General features: G+C 71.1%; 8 protein-coding genes and 1 tRNA gene. 2 read left to right on the forward strand and 7 right to left on the reverse strand.

Annotated features, from left to right (window positions below; genetic code table 11):
- Nucleotides 1–55: 55 nt before the first annotated feature.
- The 5 genes from ettA to LHJ74_RS11485 form a co-directional block, all read right to left on the reverse strand.
- The gene (gene ettA, locus LHJ74_RS11465) at nucleotides 56–1,720 is read right to left on the reverse strand and encodes an energy-dependent translational throttle protein EttA (protein WP_260217802.1); all 1,665 of its coding nucleotides are present in this window, start codon (nucleotides 1,718–1,720) and stop codon (nucleotides 56–58) included.
- 261 nt (nucleotides 1,721–1,981) lie between these two features.
- Nucleotides 1,982–3,478, reverse strand: a complete 1,497-nt coding sequence (locus LHJ74_RS11470) for a thioester domain-containing protein (RefSeq protein WP_260217803.1) — start codon at nucleotides 3,476–3,478, stop codon at nucleotides 1,982–1,984.
- 185 nt (nucleotides 3,479–3,663) lie between these two features.
- A complete protein-coding gene (locus LHJ74_RS11475; protein ID WP_260217804.1) occupies nucleotides 3,664–4,164 on the reverse strand; it encodes a single-stranded DNA-binding protein in 501 nt (166 codons plus the stop codon).
- A gap of 123 nt (nucleotides 4,165–4,287) precedes the next feature.
- Entirely contained in the window at nucleotides 4,288–6,747 is a 2,460-nt protein-coding gene (locus tag LHJ74_RS11480) for a GTPase (protein ID WP_260217805.1), read from the reverse strand.
- 5 nt (nucleotides 6,748–6,752) lie between these two features.
- Nucleotides 6,753–8,561, reverse strand: a complete 1,809-nt coding sequence (locus LHJ74_RS11485; protein WP_260217885.1) for a dynamin family protein — start codon at nucleotides 8,559–8,561, stop codon at nucleotides 6,753–6,755.
- Between the two features lie 340 nt (nucleotides 8,562–8,901).
- Between LHJ74_RS11485 and LHJ74_RS11490 the strand changes: the two genes are divergently transcribed.
- Both LHJ74_RS11490 and LHJ74_RS11495 read left to right on the forward strand, forming a co-directional pair.
- Nucleotides 8,902–8,974: transfer RNA gene (locus tag LHJ74_RS11490), tRNA-Arg, on the forward strand.
- A 112-nt stretch (nucleotides 8,975–9,086) separates the two neighbouring features.
- Nucleotides 9,087–9,320 (forward strand): hypothetical protein, encoded by a 234-nt coding sequence (locus LHJ74_RS11495; protein WP_260217806.1) that lies wholly within the window; start codon nucleotides 9,087–9,089, stop codon nucleotides 9,318–9,320.
- A 13-nt stretch (nucleotides 9,321–9,333) separates the two neighbouring features.
- Here the strand turns inward: LHJ74_RS11495 and LHJ74_RS11500 are convergent, their stop codons facing one another.
- Both LHJ74_RS11500 and LHJ74_RS11505 read right to left on the reverse strand, forming a co-directional pair.
- The gene (locus LHJ74_RS11500) at nucleotides 9,334–10,299 is read right to left on the reverse strand and encodes an LLM class flavin-dependent oxidoreductase (protein WP_260217807.1); all 966 of its coding nucleotides are present in this window, start codon (nucleotides 10,297–10,299) and stop codon (nucleotides 9,334–9,336) included.
- Nucleotides 10,296–11,366 carry a phosphotransferase family protein gene (locus tag LHJ74_RS11505; protein WP_260217808.1) on the reverse strand — a complete coding sequence of 357 codons (1,071 nt, stop codon included), beginning with the start codon at nucleotides 11,364–11,366 and terminating at the stop codon, nucleotides 10,296–10,298. Before LHJ74_RS11505 ends, LHJ74_RS11500 begins: the two co-directional genes overlap by 4 nt.
- Between the last annotated feature and the right edge of the window lie 3 nt (nucleotides 11,367–11,369).

The following is an 11,369-nucleotide window of genomic DNA, read 5'->3' on the forward strand; positions in this document are numbered from 1 at the left end:
GCCGTCGTTCTCCAGGCCATCGGCCTCATCCCTGCCGGAGTGAGACAGCAGCTTCTCAGCCGCGCGTGAGCTTCTTGTATGTCGCGCGGTGCGGACGGGCGGCGTCCGCGCCCAGCCGCTCGATCTTGTTCTTCTCGTAGGACTCGAAGTTGCCCTCGAACCAGAACCACTTGCTCTCGCCCTCGTACGCCAGGATGTGCGTGGCGATGCGGTCCAGGAACCAGCGGTCGTGGGAGACGACCACCGCGCAGCCCGGGAAGTCCAGCAGCGCGTTCTCCAGCGACGACAGGGTCTCGACATCGAGGTCGTTGGTCGGCTCGTCCAGGAGCAGCAGATTGCCGCCCTGCTTGAGGGTGAGCGCCAGGTTGAGACGGTTGCGCTCGCCGCCGGACAGCACACCCGCGGGCTTCTGCTGGTCGGGCCCCTTGAAGCCGAACGCGGAGACGTACGCGCGCGAAGGCATCTCGACCTGGCCGACGTTGATGTAGTCCAGCTCGTCCGACACCACAGCCCACAGGGTCTTCTTGGGGTCGATGTTGGCGCGGGACTGGTCGACGTAGGAGATCTTGACCGTGTCGCCGACCTTGATGGAGCCGGAGTCCGGGTCCTCGAAGCCCTGGAGCATCTTGAACAGCGTGGTCTTGCCCGCGCCGTTCGGACCGATCACGCCGACGATGCCGTTCCTCGGGAGCGTGAACGACAGGTCATCGATCAGCACCTTGTCGTCGAACGCCTTGCTGAGGTGCTCGACCTCCACGACCATGCTGCCCAGACGCGGGCCCGGCGGGATCTGGATCTCCTCGAAGTCCAGCTTCCGGGTCTTCTCCGCCTCGGCCGCCATCTCCTCGTAACGGGTCAGCCGCGCCTTGGACTTGGCCTGACGCCCCTTGGCGTTGGAGCGGACCCACTCCAGCTCCTCCTTGAGGCGCTTCTGACGCTTGACGTCCTTCTGCCCCTCGACCTTGAGACGGGCCTGCTTCTTCTCGAGGTAGGTGGAGTAGTTGCCCTCGTAGGGGTGGGCACGGCCGCGGTCGAGTTCGAGGATCCACTCGGCGACGTTGTCCAGGAAGTACCTGTCGTGGGTGATGGCGACGACGGTGCCCGGGTACTTGGCGAGGTGCTGTTCGAGCCACTGCACGGACTCGGCGTCCAGGTGGTTGGTGGGCTCGTCCAGGAGCAGCAGGTCGGGCTGCTCCAGGAGCAGCTTGCACAGCGCGACGCGGCGCTTCTCACCGCCGGAGAGGTTGACGACGGGCCAGTCGCCGGGCGGGCAGCCGAGGGCGTCCATCGCCTGCTCGAGCTGGGCGTCCAGGTCCCACGCGTTCGCGTGGTCCAGATCCTCCTGGAGCTTGCCCATCTCCTCCATCAGGGCGTCTGTGTACTCGGTCGCCATTTCCTCGGCGATCTCGTTGAACCGGTCGAGCTTGCCCTTGATCCCGGCGACACCGTCCTGGACGTTCTCCAGGACCGTCTTGCTCTCGTCCAGCGGGGGCTCCTGGAGCAGGATGCCGACGCTGTGCCCGGCGAGCAGGAAGGCGTCACCGTTGGACGGCTGCTCCAGCCCGGCCATGATCTTCAGCACCGTGGACTTGCCCGCGCCGTTCGGGCCCACGACGCCGATCTTCGCCCCCGGCAGGAAGTCCAGGGTGACATCGTCAAGGATGACCTTGTCGCCGTGCGCCTTGCGCGCTTTGCGCATGGTGTAGATGAACTCAGCCAAGAGAAACCGTCCGGCAGTCTGGTAGGTATCGATACGCGACCGCGCGCCGCGCGCCGCCGCTGTGCGGGCTCGCCGCGTACGGGCAGATGAACCCATCTTGCCGCACGCCAGCACGAACCCGGAAACGGGGCGGTCTGCGCCACGGGTCCCTCGGCACCGCGCAAGCGCCAGGGGCGCCTTCCGGGCCGGGCCCGGAAGGCACTCCGCTTACCGCTCACCCTGTGACAACACAGCTCAGGTGCGAGCTGTTCCGGATGAGCCCTAACGATCCGCCTCCGGCGCGTCCGGCGCGTCGGAGGCGTCCGTTGCGTCGGAGGCGTCCGTTGCGTCGGGGGCGTCCGGCGCCGCCGCAGGCCTCCGCTTCCGCACGAACAGCATCGCCGCGCCGCCGACGACGACGAGGCCCGCGGCTATTCCCACGATCAACGGGGTGTTGCTGCCGCCCCCGGTCTCGGCCAGGCCGGGCGGGCTGCCACCGGTCGTGGCGGTGACGTCAGCGCCACCGTCACTGACGGTACCCGTGCCGGTCTGCGGAGTGAGCCCCTCGTCCTGACGCACCTCGCTCGCAGTCTCGCAGTCGAGCACGCCGGAGAAGGTCTCCTCGAAGCCGTCCGACCCGGAAACCTTGATTCGGTACGACTGGCCCTCCCGGACGGGAACCGTCATTGTCCTGGTCTCACCGGGTGCTATCTCGTACTGCTCTCCGGCCAGGGTGAAGTCGAAGGCGTCGTCGCCCTTGTTCGTCGTGGTGACATCCACGCCGCCGGCGCGGCAGTTCTTCTCGGCGGTGACGGCGGGTATCGCACCCCCGTCGGCCCAGTTCACGCCGGCCCTCGTGGAGATGGTGGACTGGCTGGACCCGGCGAGTATCTGCGTCTGGCTGTTGGCGTGCTCGCCGGTGCCGGTGAAGGCCCTGCCGACCGGGACCGTGGTCGCGGTCTGCGCCGTGAGCGAGGCGGAGCCGGGGTCGATCCCCGCGGGCACGTCGAAGTACAGCTTGGTGCCGTCCTTGGCCGAGGTCACCGGCTTGCCGTCGGCGCCGACGACCTTCACCCCCATGGAGAGAGCGTCCGGTGACGGAGCGACGATGACGCTCGGGGCGCTGGTGCGCACGGTGACCGGCCCGAGCCGGTCACCGGCCTTGCCGGAAACGGCGGGCGGACTGAGCGTCAGTGAGCCCTTCGGCTCCGCCTGGCCCTCGGCCGCCCGCTGGAGGTAGTCGGCGAGCTTCTCCGCGGCCCGGTCGGCGGCCTTCACCTTGGCGCCGTCCGAGAACCGCCAGATCGCGACCTGGGTGCCCGCCGCGGCCGTGTTGCGGGAGAGCTGCCCGGCGCCGGAGAGCTCCGACAGCTTCGCGAGGTCATTCACCTGGGGGTAGGAGTGCCGCAGTATCCAGCGGATCTTCCCCGCGTCGGGGTTGTCATGCAGCGAGGAGGCGCTCCACGGCACCTCCTGGTAGAGGTCCCGCTCCTGCGCCGGGTTGTGGACGTCGACGCTGTAGCTCTGGAGGGTGCCGCCGTCCTCCACCGACATCTCGAAGAGGCCCGCACCGATTCTCACGTCCTCGCCGTCCTTGCGGACGGCGGCCTGATCGAAGTTCTTGAGGCCATTCAGCGTCGCGTCGGCACCGCCGTGCGGAGAGCCCAGATCATCGGCAGCCGCCGTCCCTGCTCCGGCGAGCACACCGGCCGCCAGGAGACCAGGAATCAGCAGCGTGCCAGCGAGACGGGAAAAGCCCCGTCCGCGTACAGAAGTCATGCTCTTCTCCTCCGGGCGAGACGAACAGGCCGGTGGGGAGCCGTGAACCTCGCCGCACAGATCTTCTCAACCCCGTAAGTACCCGTCGGATCGTAAAGACCGAGCGCACCACAATCCCCATGAATGCCGCCCGGCAAGCTTTCCGACTCGCAATCGTTATCGCGAAATCCGGCGGACCGGGAGGTTCATGACGGGGTGAGCAGATCCGGAACCTTGGCTTCCGGTGCCTCCGGTGCCTCCGGTGCTCCCCGCGCCTCCGTCGGCACTTCGGCCACCGGATGTCGCCTTCGCTCACCCGAGCCGTCCGGCGTCAGCCCCGGGGTGGCCCGGCTCACCCGCACGAACGCCGAGGTGCCACGGGAGAGGTCGTGTCCGATCGCGGAGGCCAGCAGATCCACCGAGGCGGATTCACGCCCCTCACGGCTGCCCTCGCGCACGCGCAACTGACCCTGGACGATCAGCGGTTCGCCGATCGTGACCGACGAGGAGAGGTTGGCGGCCAGTGAACGCCTCGCCCAGACGGTGTAGAAGCTGGAGTAGGAATCCGCCCAGCCGCCCCGCGCCCGGTCGAACCGGCGGACGGTGCTCGCCAACCGGAACCAGGCGAAGGGGAGCCCGGCATCCGTAGTCCGGAACTCGACCTGAGTCGCGGCGTTTCCCACGACCGTCACATGCGCCTCATACATACGAACCGCTCCCCCTGATGTCCTCCGTCTCGGTGGCACCATCGTGCACGGATCGGGCGATCCCCGCTCAAGCATGTGGACTACCGGCCGGTTGTGGACAACTCCGTCACCCGACCGGGTAGTTCACACCTCCGCGTCCCCCGCCGCGATCACGAACTGCTCCCGCACTTCCCGGTAACGCAGCAGCTCCGCCGCCACCGGCTCCAGCACCCGCGAACGTCCGCAGCCGGAAGCCAGCCGCCGCAGTCGCCGCTCCTCCTCCTGCCCGTACGCTCTCGCGGGCCCCCGCGCCGCAGCCCGGCACCCCCAGGCGAGCATCGGCCCGCCGAGCGCACCTCCGAGCACCAGGGCGGCGGGCACCCACAGCGCTCCGTGATAAGCCCCAGCGGCGGCGCCCACCAGCCAGACCACGCCGAGCACCTGCAACGCGAGCAGCAGCCCCTGGCCCACCGTGGCGGCCGTCCACCACGGGGGGCGCGGCATCCGCGCCGGAGGCGGCGGCTCCCCGCCAAAAGGCACACCTCCGGCCGGTGCTGCTCCCGGCGCGCCCGGCACTCCCGTGGCGCCGGGCGTGTGCGCCCTGTCCGCCGCTCGCTGTCCCGCCGCTCTGCCCCGCGTCGCCACTCCCCTGGCAGCTCCCGACCGCGCCGCCTGCCTGCTGCGCGCCGCCTCGTCCACCACCTCGTCCAGAGCCTCCGGCAGCCCTTCCGCCCCGCGCCAGGCCGCGTCGCGCACCGTCTTCCGCCACGCCTCCGGCAGCCCCGTCACCGCGCGAGCCGCCAATTCCCGTACCGCCTGGGCCAGTACGGGCCTCGCCACACGCTGCGCGGCCAGCTGCGGAGGCTCGGCCGAAGCGACAGCGGAAGGGATGACGGAAGGGAGGGCGCCTCCGGACGCGGACGGAGCAGCAGGCCCGGAGGCGCCCCTCGTCCGTCCCTGACGCCGCACGTCGTACCACCGCGCCAGCTGCGCCCACGGCGTCCCGCACGAGCGTTCCGCGTGCCGCAGCCAGGCCCGTTCCGCCGCCTGCCCGGCCGCCGCGGCGCCCACGGCGGAGGCGAGCCGCTCCTCGAAATCCTCCCTGGCGCGCTCGGTGAGCCCGGACCGCCTGGTCAGCTCCGGGTCCGCGTAGGCGGGCCGCAGCCGCTCGGCCGCTCCGTCCAGATCCGCCGCCAGACGGCGCGCCGGGGCTTCCCTCGCGGCGGCGAAGGCCCCCAGTTCCTCCCGTAGTTCGCCGATCCCCTCGCCGGTGAGCGCCGAGGTCGACAGCACCCGCGCCCCGGGCTCACCGTGTTCGCCAAGGGCCATGCCGTCCTCGTCCAGCAGGCGCCGCAGATCGTCGAGTACGGCGTCGGCCGCGTCCCCCGGCAGCCGGTCGGTCTGGTTGAGCACGACGAAGGTCACCTCGGCGTATCCGGCGAGTGGCCGCAGGTAGCGCTCATGGAGCACGGCGTCGGCGTACTTCTCCGGATCGACCACCCACACCACCGCGTCGACGAGTCCCAGCAGCCGGTCCACCTGCTCCCGGTGGCCGTCGGCCAGGGAATCGTGGTCCGGCAGATCGACGAGCACCAGTCCGTGCAGCTCGGCGTCCCGTACGCGGCGGCGCACGACCGGAGCGATGCCCAGCCGGTCCAGCAGCCCGTCGGCGCCGCCCTCCCGCTCCGCCTCCCAGGTGCAGGCAACGGGCTGAGCGGTGGTCGGCCGCCGCGTCCCCACTTCGGAGAGCACACGTCCCGCCAGTGCGTTGAAGAGCGACGACTTGCCGCTGCCCGTCGCTCCCGCGATGGCGACGGTCGTGTAGGCGCGGGACAGCCGCCCGCGCGCTCCCGCCTCGTCCAGCACCCGCACGGGCTCCGCCAGGACTCTGCTCTCCAGGCGCGTACGGGACAGGCCGATCAGCTCGCGCAGCGCGCCCAACCGCCGGGTCAGCGTGCCGTCCCCGATCTCACCGGCCGGGGCGGCGGCGTCGGCCGCACGTGCGGGGGCGGCGTCGCGCCGAGCCTCGCCGGGCGTGGCCCCGCCCGTGCCGGCGGCCGACTGCTCGGGAGGAGGCGCTCCCGCCGCCGGTCCTTCCGCACTGCCGCCCGGCCACTCACCCGCGTCGGCCTCCGTACCATCACGCGTCACCGGCCGCGGGTCTTCGCCCGCCTGCTCGCCGGGAGCGCGCCGCGCGATCAGGCCGTCGTCCCAGCCACGCTGCGCCGTGCCCGGGCGCCCGGCCGAAGCGGAGACGTCCGAAGGGCCGTCCGGGGCTGCGCCAGGCTCCGCGTCCGTGCTATCCTCCGCACCCTCGCCCCTTGTCCCGTCAAACGTCCGGGCGGCAGGCTCGGCGTCGTCCTCGGACAGTTCACCGATCCGCGCCTCCGCCGTGAACACCTGTGCGGACTGCCCGTCGGGGCCGGTCTGGCCGCACTCCGCCACGGGCCACTCCCCCACGACCGTGTCCCCCCTGCCCGTGCCCGCCGTGACCACCTCCTCCATGACCACGCCCTCCACGACCGTGCCTTCCATGACCGTGCCCTCTGCCCCGGCCCCGGTCTCACCCGCCGGTCCACCCTCCTGGACACCCGCAGACGACACAGCCCTCACCTCTCCCTCTTGGCTCGCGCGCGCGGCGCCTGCCGCCGTGCCGCCTCGCTCCTGCGCACCAACGACAGCGCGGCGATCAGTTCGACCTGCGGATCCGTAGTGGCAGCGGCCGCGTCCAGCGGTTCCAGCCAGCGCTCCCGCTCACCGTTCAGCACCCGCTGCACACAGGTGCCGAGCAGCCGCTCGCCCTGCTCCCGCAGCTGATCCGCGCGCTCCTCCCCCAGCGAGCCGGACAGCGCCGCCGCCGCACCGCCTGAACGCCGCCCGCCCAGCAGCACCGTCGCCAGCAGCCCGGCGGTCTCCTCCGCGTCGACCGCCGAGCCGCGCTCGGCCGTACTCGCCTCCTCGGCGAGTTCATCGACACAGCGGCGCCAGCGGCGTACGAACACCCCGATCCGCCCCTTGCTGTCCTCGCCCGCCGCGCCCCCGGCCACTGGGGCCCTCACGCCGCTCGCCGCGCCGCCGCGCCCACCACGCGGTCCGCCACCGCGCCTGCCCTCCCGGACACCGCCGCCACCCGGCGCCCCCGGCTCCCTGCGCCACGCGGCGGCCACCCGCTCGTCCGCCGCCGCGACCGTGCCGACCAGCAGCGCCGTCAGTCCGTCCGCGAGCGCCTCCACCAGTTCGCCGCCGCTGCTGTCCAGCGGGAAGCCCCGCCAGTGCGCCGCCGCGTCGCCCGCGAGCAGCTCACCGTCCGCGATCCGCTGCTCGACCCGCCAGGAAGCCTCCCCGTAGGCCCCCGCGATGTGCTGAGCCAGCCGTACGGAGGTCGCGTGCTGGGCGGCCGCCGCGTTGGCCAGGGCCCCCACCCGCGAGCGCAGCGAGGCGAGCGCCCCCGCCGCCGTACGGCCCGCGGCGACCACGCGCGCTGCCGGATCGTCGGCGCGGCGCGCCAGCCACTCGCGCAGCCCGGCCACAGCGGTCATGGGCAGCAGGCCGGACCCGCCGGCCGACTCGGGCAGCTCCGGGATGGTGAAGCGGGGTACGTCGCCGAGCCCCTCGCGCTCCAGCATCACGCCGTACTGGCGGGACACCTCGTCGGCGATCTGATGGGGCACCCGGTCGAGAACCGTCGCCAGCGTGACGTCGTACTCCTTGGCCGCGCGCAGCAGATGCCACGGCACCGCGTCTCCGTAGCGCGCCGAGGTGGTCACCAGGACCCAGATGTCGGCGGCGCAGAGCAACTGCGCGGCGAGATCACGATTATGGACGACGAGTGAGTCGATGTCGGGCGCGTCGAGCAGGGCGAGGCCCGCCGGGAGCGCGTCGTCCGTCTCGATGCGCAGGGCGGGCGGGGGCTCGTCCGCGCTCCGGGGGGCGCCGCCCGGCTCGCGCTCGGAGCCCTGGGCCGCCCCGCAGCCGTCATACGTCCCCGAGTGCTCGCCTGCGTGGTAGTCACCCCCGTGGTACTCACCCTCGTAGGCCGCGTCCTGGCGCGGCATCCACACCCGGCCAAGGCCGGGCAGCACCCGCTCCCCGGCGAACCACGGCTCGTCGCCGGGATGACAGACGAGTACGGGTGTCCGTGTCGTCGGGCGCAGCACCCCCGCCTCACTCACCCGGCGGCCGATGAGCGAGTTGACGAGCGTCGACTTTCCGGCGCCGGTGGACCCGCCGATCACGGCGAGCAGCGGCGCCTCGGGGGCGCGCAGGCGGGGCATCAGATAGTCGTCGAGCTGGGCGAGCAGCTCCGCTCTGGAACGGCGCGCGCGCTCGGCGCCGGGGAGATCCAGCGGAAAGCGTGCGGCGGCGACACGCTCCCGCAGCGCGGTCAACGCGTCCAGCAGCTCCGGCTGTGCCTCCAAGATCGCCACACGCGAAGAATGCCCAATTTTGCAGCCTTTTTGAAGCGCATCCACACGTCATTCCGTGAAATTGCCGCGCATTCGTCCACCGATAGCCGCATTGGCCCCATCTGGCCCACACCTCGGCCACACATCACCCATAACGACTGCGCAACACCCCACCGACGCGGGCCGAAAAAAGCTGCGGATCGAGCGGCAGCCTGCGAGTATCGGAGCGCTTCACGGAACCTCCACAACCTGTCGCGGTGGTGAAGCAACCTGGCTGACACGCCTCGGCCCCTATCCTTGACCTCGCCGTGGTCAACACGGGGGCACGCCCGCCCGACCGCGACCGATACCGGCCCCCGTAGCTCAGTGGATAGAGCAGGTGCCTTCTAAGCACTTGGCCGCAGGTTCGAGTCCTGCCGGGGGCACAAACACCGTCTCACCTGGCACTATGCCGGTGAGGCGCCGCGTCGCTCTTCATGCACAGCGCTAATTGGCCAAGTGTTTTCGCGTTCCGCCGTTCGAGCGTAGCGTCCCGTCATGGCATACGACCTGCTCCCCTTGGTGAAGTCCTGGCGCCGCTCCCTGAAGGCCCGCAAGCTCTCCGAGGCCACGATCCGGGTCTACGAGCGCTCCGGAAATGGGTTCGCCGACTACCTCCGCCACTACGCCCCGCCCGCCGACGACCCCGATGCTCGGCCAACAACGGCGGCTACGCGCTTCCGGTCAGTCACAGGGGCCAGGAGGCCGGTCGTGGAGGAACTCGAAGGCTGAAACGGAAGTTCATTTACTCGACCTCTTCCTCACTGGGGGCCTGCGGCAGCGGGCTCCTGTCGGACTGCTGTACGGCTGCGGCCAGCAGCTCGATCTGGTCGTCATCGAAGAGTCCGAACGGGATTCCCAGAGCGCACACGATGTGATCGACACCGAGCTGTTCCCACGTGGCGAGTCGGGCGCGTATCTGTTCAGGGGTGCCGATCAGGCCCCGGCGGCGCCAGTGCTCGAAGCTGATGGTGTCGAGGTGTCCTGCGGGTACCCACCGGCGCAGGCGGAGCCAGCGGCGTCGCAGGTCCTCCTCATCGGCGCCCAGGACGGTGGTCAGCCCCACCGAAGAACGCGGCGGCAGGCCACCTGGGGTGCGGTGGCGTTCTGCGGTGGCGAGGAGGGTCTTGTGGCGCTGGGAGAAGGTTTCGGGAGTGGGGTCCCAGGCCATATTCCAGCCGTCGGCCACCCGTGCGGTGAGTGCGAGGATGCCCGATCGCTTACCGCCGATCCAGAGGGGCGGGGCAGAGGGGCCCAGTCGGGTGCGCAGGGTACTGGCGGCTTCTTCTACGGCGGCGAGGCGTGCGGCGGCGGGCGGGAAGGGGCGCTTGGCGTCGGCGAACTCGGTGGCGTGCCATCCGGCGCCGAGCCCCACGTCGAGGCGCGGGCCGGCCACGTCGCTGACTGTGGCGACCTGATGGGCCAGGAGCGCTGGTACACGCAGGGGCACGGGGGTGACCAAGGACCCGAGCCGGATGGTGTGGGTGCTGGCGGCGAGTGCGGCGAGAAGGGCCCAGCAGTCGGGAGTGTGCCGTCGTCGTCCGTCGCCGGGATCGAGCCACAGGTGGTCGGAGACCCACAGTTGGTGGAATCCGGCTGCTTCGGCACGCTGTGCGTAGGCGAGTGCTGCGCGTGTGCGGGCGGGACCGGTGATGCTGGGGTCGGGGAAGAAGCCGTCGTAGTGTGGAAGGGCCAGGCCGAGTGTGATCACGCGGAGGCTCCGGGGCGCTGCTGCTGAGGACTGATGGGCTCCAGCAGCGGATGGGTAGCGTCGGTGAGTCGGACTGCTTCTCCGAGTAGTGGTGCGAGCAGGTGGTGTCGGCCGGTGCTGAGGGAGCGTGGGATCTCCCGAAGCAGGAGCATCGCTATATGCCTGGCTAAGGCTGTGAGGTCCAGTGCGCGGTGGAGCGGGGTGGTCATGCGGGAGAAGGCGTGGACGACCGGGGCGGACCAGGCGTGGCTGAGTGTTGCCTGTGGTGGCGGGTAGGACAAGCTGAGAGCGGTCCGGCTTGCGTGCGCCTCGCCGCAGGCGGTGGTGAGCAGGTCCTCGACGTACCACCAGCCGATGAGGTGGCTGATCATCATGCGCCAGTCCTGGTGGAGTCCGGCCCATTCCCAGTCCACCAGGTGCCAGCCGCCTGCCGCGTCGAGGAGGATGTTGCGCGGCTGAGGGTCGCCCTGGCATGCCACGTGGACTTGTGGCGCCGGAATGTGGGCGAGCCGTTGGAGAAGCCGTCCGAGGGAGCCGTAGTCGCAGCCGTTGACGTACACGTGGCCCCGCAGCGGCACCTCCAACCCGTGTGCCTGGAGGGTGTGGTGGAGACCGGCTGTGCCGCGTTGCCAGCGCAGTGCGTGCTTCCGGGTGGCCAGTTCCGGGTCGAAGCCGGGCTGGCCGGAGAGCTCCCACACTCGGCAGAGAGTGGTGACGAAGTCCTGCCACACCGCCGGTGCAGGACCGTCCGTGCCACAGCGGATCACGGAGTCGGCGAGGGTGGTGGGGGACGGGCAGCGGGTGACCAGCGTGTCGATGCCCCGAATGCTGCCGGCGAAGAGGACCTCGGGCAGGCGGCCTGCGAGGAACGGCAGGATGGTCTCGCGGGCGGCGGCCTGCGCTCGGGCCGGGACGCGCGGGTTGGCGGCGCTCTTGACGGCTCGGAGTTCGCCATTGGGCTGTCGGTAAATGCGGACGGTGGCTCCCGAGGAGCCGGTGTGGAGGGTGCGAACGATACGGGCGGTGCGGCAGCCGGTCGACTCCCGCACCGGTATGCCCGAGGTCATGGT

The organism is Streptomyces gossypii (genome assembly GCF_025165795.1).
GTDB classification, from domain to species: domain Bacteria; phylum Actinomycetota; class Actinomycetes; order Streptomycetales; family Streptomycetaceae; genus Streptomyces; species Streptomyces gossypii.

What these genes read in the sequence shown, in the direction of transcription:
- LHJ74_RS11470 (WP_260217803.1), bottom strand. Translation starts at nt 3,478, where the DNA reads ATGACTTCTGTACGCGGACGGGGCTTTTCCCGTCTCGCTGGCACGCTG.
- LHJ74_RS11475 (WP_260217804.1), bottom strand. Translation starts at nt 4,164, where the DNA reads ATGTATGAGGCGCATGTGACGGTCGTGGGAAACGCCGCGACTCAGGTC.
- LHJ74_RS11495 (WP_260217806.1), top strand. Translation starts at nt 9,087, where the DNA reads ATGGCATACGACCTGCTCCCCTTGGTGAAGTCCTGGCGCCGCTCCCTG.
- LHJ74_RS11505 (WP_260217808.1), bottom strand. Translation starts at nt 11,366, where the DNA reads ATGACCTCGGGCATACCGGTGCGGGAGTCGACCGGCTGCCGCACCGCC.